The organism is Taibaiella soli (genome assembly GCF_003236175.1).
In the GTDB taxonomy this organism is placed as follows: domain Bacteria; phylum Bacteroidota; class Bacteroidia; order Chitinophagales; family Chitinophagaceae; genus QKTW01.
Window position 1 is genome coordinate 227187 of sequence record NZ_QKTW01000018.1, and the last position, 18356, is coordinate 245542.

The 18356-nt window shown below is 43.0% G+C and carries 14 protein-coding genes and 1 tRNA gene; 11 read left to right on the forward strand and 4 right to left on the reverse strand.

Going from position 1 to position 18356, the window contains the following annotated elements; genetic code table 11:
• Positions 1–212: 212 nt before the first annotated feature.
• Positions 213–941 (forward strand): FkbM family methyltransferase, encoded by a 729-nt coding sequence (locus tag DN068_RS13970; RefSeq protein WP_110999546.1) that lies wholly within the window; start codon positions 213–215, stop codon positions 939–941.
• 69 nt (positions 942–1010) lie between these two features.
• Here the strand turns inward: DN068_RS13970 and DN068_RS13975 are convergent, their stop codons facing one another.
• Positions 1011–1976, reverse strand: a complete 966-nt coding sequence (locus DN068_RS13975; RefSeq protein ID WP_110999547.1) for an AAA family ATPase — start codon at positions 1974–1976, stop codon at positions 1011–1013.
• A 232-nt stretch (positions 1977–2208) separates the two neighbouring features.
• Between DN068_RS13975 and DN068_RS13980 the strand changes: the two genes are divergently transcribed.
• Positions 2209–2550 carry a nucleotide pyrophosphohydrolase gene (locus tag DN068_RS13980; protein WP_243630253.1) on the forward strand — a complete coding sequence of 114 codons (342 nt, stop codon included), beginning with the start codon at positions 2209–2211 and terminating at the stop codon, positions 2548–2550.
• 138 nt (positions 2551–2688) lie between these two features.
• Here DN068_RS13980 and DN068_RS13985 read toward each other — a convergent pair whose 3' ends face one another.
• The gene (locus DN068_RS13985; RefSeq protein ID WP_110999548.1) at positions 2689–3252 is read right to left on the reverse strand and encodes a hypothetical protein; all 564 of its coding nucleotides are present in this window, start codon (positions 3250–3252) and stop codon (positions 2689–2691) included.
• 221 nt (positions 3253–3473) lie between these two features.
• Positions 3474–4313, reverse strand: coding sequence for an N-acetylmuramoyl-L-alanine amidase family protein (locus DN068_RS13990; RefSeq protein WP_110999549.1), 840 nt, complete (start codon positions 4311–4313; stop codon positions 3474–3476).
• A gap of 143 nt (positions 4314–4456) precedes the next feature.
• On the opposite strand from DN068_RS13990, the gene DN068_RS13995 reads away from it, so the two are divergent.
• From DN068_RS13995 to DN068_RS14015, 5 genes are all read left to right on the forward strand, one after another.
• Positions 4457–7078: a putative LPS assembly protein LptD gene (locus tag DN068_RS13995; protein WP_123985350.1), complete on the forward strand. Its 2622-nt coding sequence runs from the start codon at positions 4457–4459 to the stop codon at positions 7076–7078.
• A 102-nt stretch (positions 7079–7180) separates the two neighbouring features.
• On the forward strand, positions 7181–8707 hold the full coding sequence (locus DN068_RS14000; protein ID WP_110999551.1) for a glycosyltransferase family 39 protein: 1527 nt from the start codon (positions 7181–7183) through the stop codon (positions 8705–8707).
• Positions 8708–8803: 96 nt separating this feature from the next.
• Positions 8804–10111, forward strand: a complete 1308-nt coding sequence (locus DN068_RS14005; protein WP_110999552.1) for a dihydrolipoamide acetyltransferase family protein — start codon at positions 8804–8806, stop codon at positions 10109–10111.
• An 85-nt stretch (positions 10112–10196) separates the two neighbouring features.
• On the forward strand, positions 10197–11732 hold the full coding sequence (locus DN068_RS14010; protein ID WP_110999553.1) for a T9SS type A sorting domain-containing protein: 1536 nt from the start codon (positions 10197–10199) through the stop codon (positions 11730–11732).
• 5 nt (positions 11733–11737) lie between these two features.
• Positions 11738–13270, forward strand: a complete 1533-nt coding sequence (locus DN068_RS14015; RefSeq protein ID WP_110999554.1) for a T9SS type A sorting domain-containing protein — start codon at positions 11738–11740, stop codon at positions 13268–13270.
• Between the two features lie 93 nt (positions 13271–13363).
• Here DN068_RS14015 and nhaA read toward each other — a convergent pair whose 3' ends face one another.
• On the reverse strand, positions 13364–14542 hold the full coding sequence (gene nhaA, locus DN068_RS14020) for a Na+/H+ antiporter NhaA (protein WP_110999555.1): 1179 nt from the start codon (positions 14540–14542) through the stop codon (positions 13364–13366).
• Positions 14543–14679: 137 nt separating this feature from the next.
• On the opposite strand from nhaA, the gene DN068_RS14025 reads away from it, so the two are divergent.
• The 4 genes from DN068_RS14025 to DN068_RS14040 all read left to right on the forward strand — a co-directional run bounded on the left by DN068_RS14025 (position 14680) and on the right by DN068_RS14040 (position 18303).
• Positions 14680–15435: a 5'-nucleotidase C-terminal domain-containing protein gene (locus DN068_RS14025; protein ID WP_110999556.1), complete on the forward strand. Its 756-nt coding sequence runs from the start codon at positions 14680–14682 to the stop codon at positions 15433–15435.
• Complete coding sequence (locus DN068_RS14030; protein ID WP_207798937.1) at positions 15425–16312, forward strand: bifunctional metallophosphatase/5'-nucleotidase; 888 nt, start codon at positions 15425–15427, stop codon at positions 16310–16312. The genes DN068_RS14025 and DN068_RS14030 overlap by 11 nt, the downstream gene beginning before the upstream one ends.
• 289 nt (positions 16313–16601) lie before the next feature.
• Positions 16602–18083: a chromosomal replication initiator protein DnaA gene (gene dnaA, locus DN068_RS14035; protein WP_243630256.1), complete on the forward strand. Its 1482-nt coding sequence runs from the start codon at positions 16602–16604 to the stop codon at positions 18081–18083.
• Positions 18084–18214: 131 nt separating this feature from the next.
• Positions 18215–18303: transfer RNA gene (locus DN068_RS14040), tRNA-Ser, on the forward strand.
• Positions 18304–18356: the final 53 nt, after the last annotated feature.

Genomic DNA, 18356 nt, shown 5'->3' on the forward strand with positions numbered 1-18356 from the left:
AGGCGTAATGGTATTTAAACAGCTACGGAAGTAAGCGTTCCCAAGCGTTATAGACTCATAAATTGAAAGAGACCGTAAAGCAAATGAGTGAACGCTTTAAAGAATGGGTTTGGAAGGGTACATAGTTCACGTATTTTAATTTATTGCTTGAGAAAAATTTGGCATGGAAATTGACCTATCGTTAAAATGTTATCTAAAAAAAATGCATTTTAATGGTATTCAGGAAAATACTGCGATCAATATTGATATTCTTTCACCTGGATCTCACCAGGAATCTTAAATATGACAGGTTAACTAAATTGATCATGAAACGGGCACTCCATGAAGGTGCTAACTGTATTGATATTGGTTGCCACAAAGGGGAGGTACTTGATTTAATAATGGCATATGCACCCAAAGGAATTCATTTTGCTTTTGAACCGATTCCCTATTTGTACACCGCGTTGAAAGCTCGTTTTTCAAACACTGTGAACGTTTATCCGTACGCTTTATCAGATGACGAGGGCATGACTTCCTTTCAATTGGTAAAAAATGCTCCTGCATATAGTGGAATTAAAAGACGACGGTATGATATCAGTGATCCGCAAATTGAAGAGATTTATGTTGAATTAAACCTGTTGGATAATATTATACCGAAAAATCTCAAGATTGATTTCATAAAGATTGACGTTGAGGGTGGTGAATATGGCGTACTAAAAGGCGCACGGGAAATAATTTCTAACAATAAACCGCTCATCATTTTTGAATGCGGTCTCGGCGCAAGTGACTACTATAATACCAATCCACTCGATCTGTTTAGTTTTCTGGATGAAATGGGTTTGGGCATTTATACATTAGAGGCATTTATCAAAAACGATAGCGCCTTTTGCCCAAGCGAGTTTGAGCGGGTCTTCAAAACAAACAAGGAATATTATTTTGTTGCTAGTGTTTTAAAAAATTAAACCCGGAACTCGACCGGGTTTAATTTTAAAAGTATTTCTCGCGCCAAACTTCGCTTTAGGGGTCTGGGGTTAAAGCAATTTTTTAATCAGTGCATCCTGCGTCATTCCTTCTGCTTCTGCTTTGTAGTTACGCACGACGCGGTGACGCAATACAGACATTGCCATTGCCTGAACGTCTTCTATATCCGGAGAATATTTTCCGTTTAGTAAAGCATGGCATTTCGCACCCAGAATCAGGTATTGCGAAGCACGTGGACCTGCACCATAAGAGATGAATTGTCTGGTTACATCTGGTGCGGTCGCGTTTGTTGGGCGGGTTTTGTGAACCAGACCTACTGCGTATTCCAGCACATTGTCCGGAACAGGCACACGGCGTATCAGATCCTGGAAAAACAGAATGGCTTCGCCATCCAGCACTTTAGGCAATTCCGTAGTCATGGCACTGGTGGTATTTCTTACAATCATTACCTCTTCCGCAAAGCTTGGATAATCGAGCGTGATCTGGAACATAAAACGATCAAGCTGTGCCTCTGGCAAAGGATAAGTTCCTTCTTGCTCAATCGGGTTTTGCGTTGCCAGTACGAAAAATGGAGCGGGTAGTTTAAAGATCGTTCCGCCTGCTGTGATATTCCGTTCCTGCATCGCTTCCAGCAAGGCTGCCTGCGTTTTTGGCGGCGTACGGTTGATTTCGTCGGCCAGTACAATATTGGCGAAGATCGGGCCTTTCAGAAAACGGAAATTTCGATGTTCATCAAGGATTTCCGCACCTGTAATATCGGTTGGCATCAGATCCGGTGTAAACTGGATGCGTTTGAATGAGAGGTCTAAAACATCTGCTACCGTTTTTACGAGCAAAGTCTTAGCGAGTCCCGGAACGCCAACCAGCAAGCTGTGACCATTACAGAGGATGGAGATGATCAGTTTATTGACTACATCGTCCTGACCAACGATTACTTTGCCGATAGCGGCGCGTATTTCTTCAAATTTTGATTTCAGGGCCTTGGCGGCATCGATATCTGTTGCGAATGCTTGCACGATTATTTATTTAAATGGACAGTTGATAGTTGACAATTGACAGTTACTTGCGTTTGTCAGGCTGAGCGGAGTCGAAGCCCAAACCCAAACCGCGTGAATGCTCGGCGTCGTGTGCAACTCACATTAACAATTAACAGCTCACAAAATTCCGTTCATTGTCAACTGTTCATTGTCAATTGTCAACTGTTCCCCAAGTTCTATTATTTTGTGAAAACTAACAAACGTATTTACGATGGAAATTACAATTCGCGAAGCGCAACAAAAAGTAGACGAGTGGGTACGCACAATTGGTGTCCGTTATTTTGGAGAACTGACGAATCTCGGGATTCTTATGGAAGAAGTGGGGGAGCTATCGCGGTTGATGGTGCGGCAGTATGGCGAACAGTCTTTTAAAGAAAGCGACAAGGGAAAAGAGTTGGCGGATGAAATGGCGGATGTGCTTTGGGTATTGATTTGTCTGGCAAATCAAACGGGTGTGGACCTGACAGACGCGTTGCAAAAAAACATGGAGAAAAAAACAAACAGGGATAAGGACCGGCATAAGAATAATGATAAACTTACCCCCAATCCCTAAGGGAAGTGCCGGCGTTGATCAATAGTCCAGTTTATTAAAAAGAAAAGCGCCCACAGTAGGCGCTTTTCTTTAATCTAAAATATTTGAATCTGCTTTAACGGCTTGATACTTGATATTTCGTACCAAACACTGCGAAGCCTATTTGTTCCATAAAGATGGTTCACCGTAGATAGTGCCGCCATCAGAAGTGCCATAAGCATTTACCGGGCTACCAGGAACGGTGCTTTGTACACTGTAACGGATAGACATCGTAGCATGCGTATTGTAGTATTTATCAGGAGTCAGATAGCCGGTACCTTGTACGATATAGCCGTCTACGATCTGCTGAGGAATATAAAGAGTATCACCTTTTACCTGTGCGTTGATATCACTGGTAAAATAGTTGTTGAAATGTTTGATCAGGATATCTGTCAGGCCGCCATTAGGATTGGCTTCTATGCTGGCAGTATACTGAGCTGTGCTGGTGAGCGTGCCTTTTTCCAAAACATTCCAAACGCCGGTAAATTTGTCTTGCGTTTTTATTTCGCACTGTGGACCTTCATAACCGGTAGGGCAAATGCAGGTGCCTTCATTACAAACTCCTCCGTACGCGCAACGTATAGCCTTGCATTTGTCTGGCTTGCAAGACGTATAGGTAACCGCAGTGAACGCTGCCATAGCGCCCAGCGCTGAGAGAATTATTGTTTTAAAACGGGCTTTCATTAGCACATTTATTTTTAATGGAGCTTAAAGATAAAAGAAACAATTTTAAAATGCAACCGGTATGTTAAAAAACGCAATTGCATTTCCGTGACGATTACAAAGATGTCAAATGCACCTGATTAAGTCAATAGGGAGGTGTAAAAAATTGCGACCGGACCGTTGCTGCAAATAACAAAGGCAGCTCTGGAGCTGCCTTTGCACTATATAATATGGTTGGAAAACTATTTTTCTGTATCAAAGCGATAGTTCTTAATACCGCGATAAATGGCCATTGCTACTTGTGTCTGTCCCTCTTCTGAGTTGAGGTAAGCCTCTTCTTCAGGGTTATTAATAAAACCACATTCTACCAGTACACCCGGCATGGCGCTGCCCGCCAGTACTTCCAGACTTTGCTGTTTTACGCCCAGATCTGTGCGGCCCTGTGTAGAAAACTGTTCCTGAACGCGGGTTGCCAGCGTGATGCTGCGGCCAAGATACGCCTGTGTATATTGTGCAATGATAATTGCCGTTTGCGGATCGTTTTCGTTCAGCAAACCTGGTTCTTCCATAATACTGTCGCCATATTCACCGATCGCCTGCGATTTTTGTTCATTGCGGATAGCACCAAGTACCAGTGTCATGGTGCCATTAGACTGCGTTTCGTGGTGGCGGATAATGTGATAAACCGGTTCTTTTTTCTTGTGTTTACCTTTTTTTACTGTTTTATATCCGGCAAAAACTCTTTCAATACGATCTGGCGTGGAGTTGATGTGTACCGAAACAAACAGATCTGCACCGGCGCGGTTTGCGATTTCATGACGCTCCGGAAGCGTAGGATATATATCAGAAGTACGGGTATATATCACCTGTACGTTCTTCATACTGTCATTAAGTATTTTGCCCAAACGCATGACTATGGCGAGTGTCAGGTTTTTCTCCTGAGAAAATTGGCCGCGTGCGCCCACATCTTTTCCACCGTGGCCGGCATCCAACACAATTTTAGTTAACTTCTTTCCGTTTGCAAACGAAAAACAGGGCAGGGTACATAGAAAAACGAAAAACAGAATATGTTTAAAACGCATAGTAAGATTAAAACTGTTAAGTTAGAAACTACAAAATCTGAAAGGTAGCTTGTAATTAATTATTTTTGCAACCATTCATGAGCCTTCGCGGTAAAATTATTTCAAAATTTGCATGCTTTCACTGCCTTACCTTATTTCTGGCGGTGATTTTTATATTTAATATAACAAATCGTGTCGCTGCACAGTCTGCCCGGCCGGTTTCGCAGCAAGATTCAACACATATAGTTTCTGATACTACGTTAAAGCTGAGCGATAGTTTGCGGGCAGCGGATACCGTAAAAAATGATAGCCTCGCGGCTTCACACCTGGAAGACTCGCTCGGGATACGGATTTCCAAAGATGCATTATCGGACATCGTAAATACTGAAGCGACTGATTCCGCAGTATTGGATATGAAGCATAACCTTTTTTATCTGTATGGAAATGCCAAGGTGAATTATCAGGATCTGAAGCTGGGCGCCGGCGTCATTTCCTATGATCAGTCTACTAACCTGGTGACGGCAGGACCTTCATTTGATTCCATAGGCAGTGTTACCGCCAGACCTTCCTTTACGCAGGGCAGTGAAAAAGTTTCCTATGATTCGCTTCAATACAATTTTAAAAGTAAGCGTGCCATCATTCGCAATGCCCACTCACAATATGGTGAAGGATTTGTGTTTTCGGAACAGGTAAAAAGAAATCCGGATCAGTCGATCTATGGATGGAAAAACGTGTATACGACCTGTTCGCTGGACACACCACACTATGGTATCTGGGCAAAAAAGATCAAAGTAGTTCCGAATCAGGTGATCGCAGCAGCTTCGGCGCATGTGGTCATTGAAAATGTACCAACTCCGTTTTATCTGCCGTTCGGTATGTTTCCGATCACACAAGGACAGCGCTCAGGTTTTCACCTGCCGTCTTACACAATCGAGGAGCAGCGCGGTTTAGGGTTAACGAATCTTGGTTATTATTTCTATGTAAATGATAATGCAGACTTGCTATTCCTGACGAATATATATACGAAGGGTAGCTGGAGCGGGAGTCTGATTAGTACTTATGCCGACCGGTACCATTATAATGGTGGGCTTTCTCTGAGTTATGCCTACAATAAAACGGGTGAAAGCTATGAACCGGGTGCAAGTATTACGAAAGACTTTATGGTAAACTGGCGACACCAGACGGATTCGAAAGCCAAGCCGGGTGAATCATTTAATGCATCTGTGACGGTGGGTACCTCATCGTTTTACTCTAATAACAGTTATAACGTCAACCAGATTCTGAACAACCAGTACCAATCGAATATTACTTATTCAAAAAACTGGGCGAATCAGCCATACAGCTTAACCATTGCTGCGCGTCACAACCAGAATACGCAATCGCATCAGGTAAATGTAACCTTACCGGAGATCAACTTTTATGTGGCGCAGTTCAATCCGTTTAAAAGTAAATACAGCGTAGGCACGCATTGGTACGATAAAATCACGGCGGGCTACACGGTGAATGCGTCCAACCAGATTAATTTTATTGACAGTACGTTTAGTTTAAACACGCTGGCGCTCGATAAATTCCAGAATGGTGTCCACCATTCGATTCCGGTGAGCGCTTCTTACAATGTGTTTCGGTTTATCAATATGTCGTTTAACGTTGCGTATAACGAATATTGGTTGTCACAGCAGGATTATAAACATTTTGACAATACAGCCTGGAAGCTGGATACGGCCACTAACCGCGGCTTTTACACAGCCCGCGATTTTGATGCCAACATGCAGCTGAGTACGCGTATTTATGGTATGAAAATGTTTAAACATGGTTCGCTGAAAGGTATCCGTCACGTGTTGACGCCAACGATCGGCTTTAACTATCGCCCGGATTATTCAAAAGCGCCGTTTAACTATTATTACCAGACGTATACTTATCCTAACACCCAGGCGGTTTATCTTTCTCCGTATGATGGTTCTGTAGTGGGTATTCCGGGGCTTAACCAATACGGTACATTCAGCAGTAGTATCATTTATGGACTGAATAATAACCTTCAGATCAAAGTGCGCAACGGCAAAGACTCTGCTTCGGGCAGTAAGAACGTTACGCTGATTGACGCCCTTAACTTTAGCGGCTCTTACAATATTGCGGCGGATTCTTTCAACTGGAGTCCGGTGGGCGTTTCGTTCCGTACGAATATTGCGAATAAGCTGAGTCTGAGTGGTAACGCTACTTTCGATCCGTACGATTATGATTATGAAAATAATCGCCGTTCGCCGCACACGATGTGGGATGAAGGTAAAGGGCCGGCGCGTTTTACAAATGGTAGTCTTTCGCTGAGTGCCAATTTCCGTTCGCAGAATAAAGGGACCGGCAATAATACCAAAGCTCCGAAAACTGATGAATTCAGCAGGTTGATGGCGTATGGCGGTTCCAGCAACTATATCGATTTTAATGTGCCCTGGAGTTTAAATGTGGCCTATGCATTAACCGCCAGCAAAACGCCAACGCTCATTACCAAAAGAGATACGCTGATCATGAGTCAGAATATGATGTTTAGCGGAGATCTGAACCTGACGCCGAAATGGAAGGTGACGTTCTCGAGTGGTTTTGATTTTACACAACACGCACTCACTTTTACGTCCATCGATATTTACCGCGATCTTCACTGTTGGGAAATGCGTCTCGGTACTATTCCTTTCGGCCCGAGAAAAAGTTATAACTTTTCGCTCAATGTAAAAGCTTCGGTACTTCAGGATATGAAACTCTTGCGGCGTCGTGACTTCAGGGATGTCGTCTACTAGCGGTTTTGAGTGCTCCGTATAGCGCTGAAAGCTGAAGTGTGCGACGCAACGAAGTTTAATAGTAGTACTTAAGCTAAGTGCATAGATTATAACCATACCAGCATGACCAACGCCAGCAACACAAATATTTCTAAATACCGGTACTTATGGTTGCTGTTGCTGTTATCTGCTTTTATCGGTTTCTTTGGAATAGATAAAAGTCCGCTAGACGGCGATGAAGTGGTGACTGCGAATATTGCCACTGGCTTCGGTTTTGTGCGGAATAGCATTCATGATGGTTTCCGGATTTATCCCAAAACAGAACAGACCGTTTTTAGTTCGGCCGAATACTGGCAGCGAAATCAAACGGCACGTACCGTAAAATATACGATTGACGATTGCGGACATTCGCTGACCTATAATGTGCTGATGCATTACTGGATCAATGAAACTGGTTTTTCGGTAGCAGCGCTGCGATGGCCTTCTGCAATATTAGTGTTGTTATCCACATTGCTTTTCTATCATTTCATTATTAAGACATTTCAGGACCGGCGGGTAGCAAACTTGTCCACCTTGTTTTTCGTGCTGCATGCGCTGGTGATACAGATTTCGCATTTCGCACGGATGTATGCATTTGCACTGGTATTACTATTATTAATTATGGTGCTGTGCAAAGGTTTAGAGACTTCTGTAAAGGAAAGCCGTAGCTGGCACGGTTTCTGGCAAGCGCTCACAATTGGACTGTTAGCGGGACTTGCAGTGGTGACTCATTATTTTACAGGATTGGCAATGGCCGGTGTCTTTTTCTTTTACGCATTTCAGGTTAACCGACAGAATTTGCGCAGAGCGATAGCAATAGCTATAAATATCTTTTTGCCTTTTGCTGTTGTGCTGTTTGTTTATCTTTTTCCGTTAGGGGCAATGAAAAGCATTCAAAGTATTATGGCTTTGAATAAGGCGGCTGAAGATCCTTCCCAGCATTTTTTCGGTTTCGAGATTGCATCTTTTTCATCGGTTATCTGGTCGTTTCTTTGTCGAATCACCACTTCGTTTGGAAACAGCACCGCTTCGGAATGGGATACAAAAAGCATCGCGAATGTATGTCTGATGCTTTTTCCGTTGTTGATTATCGGATTAAATCTGAAGGCCGCATTTAGGAAATATGGGAAAAAAGATCTGGTGTTTCTGATTTGGGGTATGGTTACTTATATCATTCTGGCAGCGGTGGTGATCCTGCTGACCAAAAACATGGTGATTATGCACGCCCGCTATTGGATCTTTTGTCTGCCGTTTTCTTTGCCGCTGCTGGCTGTTTGTATCAGTGCCGGCTGGCAGGAGCGAAAAAGTGTTCGTTGGATTATTACCGCAGCGGCGCTGGCGGTTATTTTATTGAGAATGAGTTATACATTAGTTATGTATGTCAGGGACGTACAAAGCACCTGGAATGGCGATCCCCGTGAACGAATGGCACATCAGTTTATTTTAGAATATAAGTCAGGCGATACCATTTCTTATAAAGACTGGTGGTATAGTCAGCAGGAAAACTGGTTTTTAAAAGATTATCCACAATTTGTGCAGCGTGTAGATACACTGCAGTCGGCCAAAATCATCTTGCTTTCGGGTGGGAAGCAGCATGTTGTAAGTCAATAACATATTTTTCGGCAGTTTGTTTCATTTTCCATTTTATGATTGGCTGCGACTTTGTACCTTTGCACCGTTTCTTATAAAACTAACAAATAGTTATTTATGGCCATCGTTGACTTAGTTATGCCCAAGATGGGCGAGAGCATTATGGAAGCTACCGTCCTGAAGTGGCATAAAAAGCCGGGTGACAAGGTGAAAATGGATGAAACTGTGCTGGAGATCGCTACTGATAAAGTAGATAGCGAGGTGCCTTCTACAGCTGAAGGAACCATCACTGAAATTCTGTTTAAAGAAAATGACGTAGTGCCAGTTGGTACCGTTATTGCAAGAATAGACACTGTGGGCGCTGGCGCTGCGGCACCGGCACCGGTTGCTGCTCCTGCACAACCTGCTCCTCAGACTGCTGCACCGGTAGCTGCACCTGCTGCTTCTGCTGCTCCGTCTGGCAACCGTTTTTATTCTCCGCTTGTACTGAACATCGCTGCTACTGAAGGCGTAGGTATGGCTGAGCTGGAAATGATTCCTGGTACAGGCAGTGAAGGTCGCGTGACTAAAAAAGATATCCTTAATTATGTAGCGAACCGTGGTACGGCGGCTCCAGTTGCTGCACCTGTACAGGCTGCACCAGCTCCGCAACCGGTTGTTGCTGCACAACCTGCAGTAACTGCTGCTCCTGCTGCCGCACCGGCAAATTACAGCGGCAACGTAGAGATCATTGAAATGGATCGCATGCGTAAGCTGATTGCTGACCACATGGTACGCAGTAAAGCTACTTCTCCGCACGTAACTTCTTTCACCGAAGCAGATGTTACCAACATCGTGCGCTGGAGAGAGAAAGCGAAGAAAGAGTTCGAAAAGAAATACGGCGAGAAAATTACTTTCACTCCGATCTTCATCGAAGCAATCACTAATTGTATCCGTAAATTCCCGATGATCAACAGCAGCGTGGATGGTAACAATATTGTAGTGAAGAAAGATATCAACATCGGTATGGCTACAGCGTTGCCTAGTGGTAACCTGATCGTTCCGGTGATCAAAAACGCAGATACTAAAAACCTGCTCGGTCTTTCAAGAGATGTAAACGGCCTGGCAAATGCTGCACGTAACAACAAATTGAAAGCTGACGATACACAAGGTGGTACATTTACGATGACCAACGTTGGTACATTTGGCAGCCTGATGGGCACACCGATCATCAACCAGCCACAGGTAGCAATTCTGGCGGTAGGTAGTATCAAAAAACGTCCGATGGTGATGGAAACGCCGGATGGTGATGTAATTGCAATCCGTCACATGATGTATCTGTCTCTGAGCTACGATCACCGTATCGTAGATGGTTCACTGGGTGCAAGCTTCCTGACTGCAGTAGCAAACGAGCTCGAAGCTTTCGATCCGAACAGAGCCGTTTAATAAAAACGACATAAAAATGACAAATAATGATGGCCGGGATTCCGGCCATTTTTTTATTTTTGATATATACTAAACTCACCCTATTATGCGTAGATTGCTCCTCTTCGTATTCAGCGTACTTATTTCCGCTCCGCTTTTCGCGCAAAACTGGCAAACAGTTAATCCCAACGACACCGTTTATTTTAAGTGTACCAATGCAAACAATTATGGTGCCGTAAGAATGATCACGGTGGATTCTGTTCGTCAAAACAACGGTGACAGCCTGTATTATTTTTACAAAACAATGCGTGCTCCGGATCTTGGCAAATGTGTGGATACCTTAGCGCCATCGTGGATGGGGTCTTATTGTATCCGGCATTCGGACGGAACCGAGCTTTATATTAATGAGCAAAACGACACAATCAGCATACATACGTGGGCTGCGATAGCGGATGCGTGGGCGATTGGAAAAGACACACTCGGAAATATTTATTATGCAGCCGTTGCCAATATAGATACCGCTACAATTGATGGTGTACTGGACAGTGTAAAACTTTTGACGATACAGGCGACGAATGGCGGCAACCCTGTGACCAGTTATTACGACACTTTTACGGTGAAATGGAGTAAGAATCATGGATGGGTGAAAACGCTGGACTGGTATGCATTTCCGAATGCGACAACGCAACCATATACCTGGGGCGCTCAGTTGATGCCTTTTTCTTTTGAACGTTTGCCGATGGCATTTAACGCAAAAGATTTTTCGCAACCTGATCTGCTCTGGAAATATACGCCGGGCAATGAATGGTTCTGTGATAATGACGTATCTCCGCTTTACAGTCCAATTCCAGCTTCCAATAAGGTTTACACTTATGATTCGGTCATTAGCAGTTCGGTGATTAATAACTACACCATTTCGGCAACCTTGAAAGAAATAAAACGAGTAGTAACATATCAGTTGAGCAACGGCCAATGGGTTGTTGATTCTAATTACACTACAACGAATATTCAAACTGTTACGATAACAGCATCTTCTTACCATCCGGTTACAAGCCAGGTGTCTCCTGATTTAAAGCCTTCGGTAGTTGGAATGACGCCATTTGTGTACAACTATACATTAGACACATTTTGTGCCGGCAAATACCTGCTTTCTGATAAATACAGCAACATGACTGTAATAACACCTGCTAATGGTTGTCTTTCGGCGATGGTAAACGTAAGCGGTGGTTTATGGGGAGATGACACCTATCTGGATGGCTTTGGTAAAATAACTGCTCATGCCACGGAGTATTTCGGAACTGGTACGACTTCCCGCAATATGATCTATTCTTACTTGAAGTTGGGTAACTGCATAATGGGCAGTAAAGCCAGTATGATGCAATCACTCGGAGTTAACGATGTGCACGTCATTACAGATGGTATTTCTATTTCGCCCAACCCAGCCACAAATATTGTCAATATCAGTGTTCCTGAAACATCCGTCCAGCTTGCGATTTATGATATGGTGGGCAGAGTGGTGCGCAGCGTGAAACTTTCAAGCGGTTCCAATACTTTATCTATTGGTGATATGCCGCCTGGTTTGTACCTGCTTCGTTTCTCCGGAAATACGATCAACTATTCTTATAAACTCCTCAAGAACTAAACACTATGCGTTTAGCGCTATCTTTTCTTTTTTTAATTTTCTTTTCCGTTCCGCTTTTCGCGCAAAACTGGCGAACGGTTAATCCATACGATACTGTTTATTTTAGAAACACCGATCCCACCGATAATGCCGGTATCGTACGAATGATTACAATAGATTCCGTTCGTCAAAATAATGGTGACAGCCTTTTTTATTTTTTCAGATCAGTTCGCGGTTATGAGCTTTTCGCTTGTGCAGATACGGCGGCTCCTTCCTGGATGGGCGCTCGTTGTCAACGGAAACCAAGCGGAACCGAGTTTTATTTCAACGCGCATAACGATACAATCCGTATCAACACACGGGCAGCTCTTGCAGATTCCTGGATTGTCGCAAATGATACTTTGGGCAATGACTATTATGCTACCGTAACAAGTGTGGACTCAATGACGATAGATGGTGTGTTGGACAGTGTGAAGACATGCTCGATACAGGCGATGAACGGCAACGGCCCATTCTCTAATTATAACAATAGTCTCAGCTTTAAATGGAGTAAAAATCACGGTTGGGTCAATGCCCTGGATTGGTATGCTTTTCCCAATATAACGCAGCCGAAAATGGGTTTTGTCTTGTGCTTGTTGCCATTTGTGTTTGAGCGTTTGCCGATGACGTTTAATGCAAAGGATTTTTCACAACCGGATTTGCTCTGGAAATATACACAGGGCAATGAATGGTTCAACGTTAAAAAATCGGGTTCTTCTTCGGGGGCGGGACCATCTATTTCTGTGTATACTTACGATTCGGTCATTAATAGCACAGCAGTAAATGCGAACACCGTTATCGCTACAGTAAAGGAAATTGTGCAGGTCAGGGAGTTTAATTACAATGGTAGCTTAGACACTGTTTACACGACAAATAATATCAAAACGGATACAGTAACAGTAAACTCGTATAATCCTGTCCGCGCCAATGTTTTTCCCGAAATGAAAGACCAGACTTTAATGGGTAAGAAGGCGCTGCATTCTTATACGCTAAATCCGTTTTGCGGTGATAGAAATGTTTTTTCCGATACTGTCCAAACGCAGTGGTATACAATTGCTTCTCCGGGCTCTTGCCCGATGGTTGGTCCTAATACAGCTAATCCATATTGGGCCAGGAATACTTACCTTGATGGTTTTGGCGAAATAGCCGCGACGATTTCCGAACATTCCGGAGGTCCCGGCGTATTTACCAGTGAGATGGCTTATACTTATCTAAAACTGGGTAATTGCGTAATGGGCAGTAAAGACAGTATGATGCAATATCTTGGCGTCAATGATGTACACATCATTACAGGTGGTATTTCTATTTCGCCCAACCCTGCAACAAACATTGTCAATATCAGTGTTCCTGAAACATCCGTCCAGCTTGCGATTTATGATATGGTGGGCAGAGTGGTGCGCAGCGTGAAACTTTCAAGCGGTTCCAATACTTTATCTATTGGTGATATGCCGCCTGGTTTGTACCTGCTTCGTTTCTCCGGAAATACGATCAACTATTCCAGCAAGCTCATTAAAAAATAAAGCGGTTGAACGAAAATAGTCTGATTCGCTTTCTTTCTTTTTTGCAAGAAAAAAACTGGCAACGTGGTATTGTATACCGGCGACCAAACTTTTTTAGTTTTTGACTTTTGACTTTTGCCTTAAGTAGAAATACCCTACAATTCCCGCAACAAAAGACGCATTCAGAATGGCCACTTTTGCAATCAGCTGTTGTTCTTCCTCAGCAAATGCAAGCGTGGCCATAAATATCGACATCGTAAAGCCGATGCCTGCGAGCATTCCCATTCCCGTAAGATGTTTCCAGCTCATACCATCGGGTAGTGATGCGAGTTTAAATTTTACCGCAATCAAACTAAACAGGTAAATGCCGATCGGTTTGCCTAAGAGTAAGCCTGTAAAAATGCCCTGGTGAATTTCCGAAGAAAGTACAAGTTGCAAATGTGCAGGCAGAACGATTGCCGTATTTGCTAATGCAAACAACGGCATGATGAAAAAATAAACGGGGTAATGCAGGAAGTGTTCCCAGCTGGTGATTTTTTTTAACGGAATAGTAAATGCAAGTATTACACCCGCAATCGTTGCGTGCACGCCGGAATTGTAGACGAAATACCAGAGCAGTAATCCAAGGCCAATGTGGAAAACTGTTTGTGTGACTTTGAAAAGATTTAAAACAATAAGTAGTCCGAATATAATTCCCGCTAAACCGAGGTAAGTAAAATTCAAATTGCCCGCGTAGAAAACTGCAATCGTCAGAATGCCGCCTAGATCATCAATGATAGCGAGCGCAGTCAGAAAGATGCGCACTGAAGCCGGTATACGGTTGCCCAGTAGAGATAGCACACCTAATGAGAATGCAATATCAGTAGCCATAGGTATGCCCCAGCCCTTGTAGAATGGCGTATGGCCGCACCATGCAGTATAAATTAATGCTGGCACCATCATACCACCCAGCGCTGCAATAACAGGCAGTAAAGATTTTTTGATGCTCGATAATTCGCCAATCAGCAACTCCCTTTTGATCTCCATGCCAACGAGCAGAAAAAAGAAGAACATAAGTCCGTCGTTGATAAAATGTAGTATGCTGTGTGGCAAATGTACTGTAGCAGATGTGGGCAGCTCTTTTTCCCAAAAAGAAGTATATGCATTACTCCAACCAGTATTGCTCAGCAGTAAAGAAATGATGGTGCAACCAATCAATATAACGCCGATTGCTTTACTGTCCAGAAAAAAATTTTGAACAGGAGAAAGAAACTTTTGACGAAAATTTGATAACTGTTTGGGCTGCTGTAGCATTTTTAAAATTAAAATTTTTTTAGGCAATCAATGTATGTAGCCAGTAGAGAAATGTTGCGGGAAATATGATAAAAATGTTTTACCTTTTTATAGAAAAGTAACGGAGGAAGTGCTTTTTTCTCCCCTACATTTGCACCATGATTAAACGGTATCGGTCCTGTGCTTTGTTAGCCGCAATCGCAGTATTGGCAATGGTTTCAGCTTGTACACACCCTTACTATGTACAACAGCATACCGATCATTTGTATGTAGTAGAAAAAGACACCAGACAAGACAGTGCATTCGTAAAAATGTTACATCCGTATAAGCGCGGCGTAGACACACAAATGCAAGTGTTGATTGGGCGAACCGACATTCCGCTTACAAAAGCGCAACCCGAAAGTACACTCGGAAATTTTATGGCCGATGCCACATTGGAGGCAGGTAAAAAACTGGATCCGAAAACGGTGGCTGCAGTGATGAATTATGGCGGTATCAGAATTAACTACATCAATCCGGGTCCGATCACAAAAGGAAAAATATATGAACTCATGCCTTTTGATAATATGCTCACCATTGTGGAAATGCCTGGCACTGCCATTCAGGCTTTTTGTGATAAGATGGCTGTATACAAAGGCTGGCCGGTTAGCAATATTTCATTCGCCATAAAAGATAAAAAAGCTATAAATATTACAATAGACGGACAAGCTTTGAACGAGCATATCGTTTATAAGATAGCGGTCAACGATTATATAGCACGGGGTGGGGATAATTGTGATTTTATGGTGCCGTTGAAGAAAAGGCATACAACGATTTTTTTGAGAGACATTTTGATTGCATACGTAGAGCGATTGAATAAAGAAAATAGACCATTACATCCTGAACTTGAAAACCGGATCCGTTATGCAGAGTAGAAGATCGTTTTTGAAAAAGGCGGCAATAGGCAGCGGACTAATGATGGCCGGTAGTTTCCCGTTTGAAAGTTTTGCGGCCGAAGAAGATAAGAAGCTCGTGATTTTGCATACCAATGATACACATAGCCGTCTTGAACCTTTTCCCTTGGACGGTGGAAAATTTGAGGGGCAGGGTGGCATAGCGGCGCGTGCTACTTTGATTGAAGAGATCAGGCGAGCAGAAGAACAGGTACTGTTGTTGGACGCTGGTGATATTTTTCAGGGAACGCCTTACTTTAATTTATATAAAGGAGAGCCGGAAATGAAAGCGCTGAGCATGATGAAATATGATGCTATTACAATGGGGAATCATGATTTCGATGCGGGCGTAGAAGGTTTTGCAAAACAATTGCAACACGCCAATTTTCCGGTACTGGTTGCTAACTATGATTTTACAGATACACCGTTAGAAAATAAGACACAACCGTACACCGTCATTAAAAAAAATGGCATGAAAATTGGGGTATTCGGGCTGGGCGTTGAACTAAAAGGATTGGTACCAGATGATGCGTATGGTAAAACAAAATACCTGGAGCCGATACAAATAGCAAACAGCGTAGCAAACCATCTTAAGAAGAAAGAAAAATGCGATATGGTGATCTGTTTATCACACTTAGGGTATGAATACGACTATCATAAAGTTTCAGATAAAATTTTAGCGAAGGAGACAGACAATATTGATCTGATAATTGGTGGTCATACACATACATTTTTAGAAGAACCGACAGTGATGAAAAATAAATCAGGGAATGAAATAATTATCAATCAGGTAGGCTGGGCGGCCTCAGATTGGGGCGCCTCGATTACAGTTTTAATCACAAAAAAAGTTCCAAACTAACCAAAGCTCATTCTGTAATCGTAAACAAACAAACAAGTGGCTGATCATTTTTTTTTTCAACAAATTGTTAGCAATTTCGTCCTCCCGCTACGATATTTCAATTACAGTAGCATCTAAGGAGAACTCAAGCCGGATAGGGCTTTGAGGCGTCTGTAAAGTAATAAACAACACAATAAGGCATATACAGATGGCCCCGTTTTTTAATACACTTAAAAAATGGGTAATACCATTGTCGCCTTTGTGAAATTTAAATTGTAAATTGATTTAATACGTAGAACTAAATATAAATATGGATCACAATCTCTATAACAACACATCTTCCTCCATGACCAATGAAGCTGCGGCTGCCTGGGAGCGTTGTTTGGGTATTATTAGAGATAATGTAAACTGGCGTACGTATCAGACCTGGTTTGAACCTATCAAAGCTGTTGCGTTGAATCAAAGTGTACTCACATTGCAGGTGCCGAGTCAGTTTTTTTACGAGTGGTTGGAAGAGCACTATGTTGAGTTATTAGGTAAAACGATCAAGAGAGTATTAGGTAAAGAAGGTAGGTTGGAATATCGCATACTGATGGAGAGCAGTTCATCGCAAAGAAACCCTGCATCTATTCATATGCCCGCAAGCACTTACAATCGTCCCCCAAAAGACAACAACTATGTAGACATGCCACTGAAGTGGGATGATCCTACTAGTATCAAAACGCCTTATGCCATTCCTGGCCTTAAGCGTATGCAGATCGATCCGCAATTGAATGCCAACTACACTTTTGAAAATTATGTAGAAGGCGACTGTAACCGTGTTGCTCGTTCTGCGGGTATTCACGTTGCACAGAAGCCCGGCGCTACCGCATTTAATCCATTGGTGGTATTTGGTGGTGTAGGTTGGGGAAAAACACACTTGGTACAAGCCATCGGTAACGAGGTGCGTAGGCTGCATCCTAACAAGGCGGTACTGTATGTAAGTGCTGAAAAATTTATTAACCAGTTTATTGATCACTCGAAGAACAACGAGGTCAATGACTTTATCCACTTCTATCAGCTTATAGACGTACTTATACTAGACGATATTCATTTGTTCGTACCTGCTACAAAATCGCAGGACGTATTCTTCGGTATCTTCAACCACCTGCACCAGAGCGGTAAGCAGATCATTCTGACGAGTGATACGCCGCCGAAAGATCTGGAAGGTATGCAGGAACGTTTGCTGAGCCGTTTCCGCTGGGGTTTGAATGCAGATATTCAGGCGCCTGATTTCGAAACACGTCAGTCCATTCTTCGTATGAAGATGCGTCAGGAAGGTTTAGAGATTCCGGATGAAGTAGTAAAATATATCGCTTACAATGTTCAGACGAACGTGCGTGAGCTGGAAGGTGCCGTAATCGCATTGTTTGCGCAGGCAACCCTCAATAAGAAAGAAATTGACATTGATCTTGCGAAGCGTGTGATGAAGAATTTTGTGAAGACGGCAGCGAAGGAATTAACGATCGAAAATATCCAGAAAATGGTTTGTGACTACTTCCATCTTCCTTACGATCGTTTGCTGGCTAAAACGCGCAAGAGAGAGGTGGTACAGGCACGTCAGATTACGATGTACCTGGCGAAGAAATTCACGAAGTCGTCGCTCAAGAATATTGGTGAGCATTTCGGCGGCTTTGATCATACGACAGTAATACACTCTTGCCAGACGGTTGAGAACCTGATGGATACCGATGGCGAGTACAAAGAACATTTGCTGGAATTGCAACAGAAGGTTCAATTAGCAAGTCTCTAAAAAAACTTCGAAAAATTTTTAGAAAACCTTTTGAAGTTTCAAAACTAGCGCTATCTTTGCATTCCAATTCGAGAGAAACATAGTCGAAAGCGCAAAACGCACAGAGTATGAATCTCTTATGAAGCGGAAAAGGTGAGGTGGGTGAGTGGCCGATACCAGTAGTTTGCTAAACTGCCGAACGGGTCAAACTGTTCCGCGGGTTCGAATCCCGCCCTCACCGCTGGAAATTCTAAAGAGAATTTCTGATTCGAAAAAGTTCGGGAAGTAGCGCAG

What these genes read in the sequence shown, in the direction of transcription:
- DN068_RS13985 (WP_110999548.1), bottom strand. Translation starts at nt 3,252, where the DNA reads ATGAAAGCCCGTTTTAAAACAATAATTCTCTCAGCGCTGGGCGCTATG.
- DN068_RS13980 (WP_243630253.1), top strand. Translation starts at nt 2,209, where the DNA reads ATGGAAATTACAATTCGCGAAGCGCAACAAAAAGTAGACGAGTGGGTA.
- DN068_RS14005 (WP_110999552.1), top strand. Translation starts at nt 8,804, where the DNA reads ATGGCCATCGTTGACTTAGTTATGCCCAAGATGGGCGAGAGCATTATG.
- nhaA (WP_110999555.1), bottom strand. Translation starts at nt 14,542, where the DNA reads ATGCTACAGCAGCCCAAACAGTTATCAAATTTTCGTCAAAAGTTTCTT.
- DN068_RS13990 (WP_110999549.1), bottom strand. Translation starts at nt 4,313, where the DNA reads ATGCGTTTTAAACATATTCTGTTTTTCGTTTTTCTATGTACCCTGCCC.
- DN068_RS14000 (WP_110999551.1), top strand. Translation starts at nt 7,181, where the DNA reads ATGACCAACGCCAGCAACACAAATATTTCTAAATACCGGTACTTATGG.
- DN068_RS14025 (WP_110999556.1), top strand. Translation starts at nt 14,680, where the DNA reads ATGATTAAACGGTATCGGTCCTGTGCTTTGTTAGCCGCAATCGCAGTA.
- DN068_RS14030 (WP_207798937.1), top strand. Translation starts at nt 15,425, where the DNA reads ATGCAGAGTAGAAGATCGTTTTTGAAAAAGGCGGCAATAGGCAGCGGA.
- dnaA (WP_243630256.1), top strand. Translation starts at nt 16,602, where the DNA reads ATGGATCACAATCTCTATAACAACACATCTTCCTCCATGACCAATGAA.
- DN068_RS14015 (WP_110999554.1), top strand. Translation starts at nt 11,738, where the DNA reads ATGCGTTTAGCGCTATCTTTTCTTTTTTTAATTTTCTTTTCCGTTCCG.
- DN068_RS14010 (WP_110999553.1), top strand. Translation starts at nt 10,197, where the DNA reads ATGCGTAGATTGCTCCTCTTCGTATTCAGCGTACTTATTTCCGCTCCG.
- DN068_RS13970 (WP_110999546.1), top strand. Translation starts at nt 213, where the DNA reads ATGGTATTCAGGAAAATACTGCGATCAATATTGATATTCTTTCACCTG.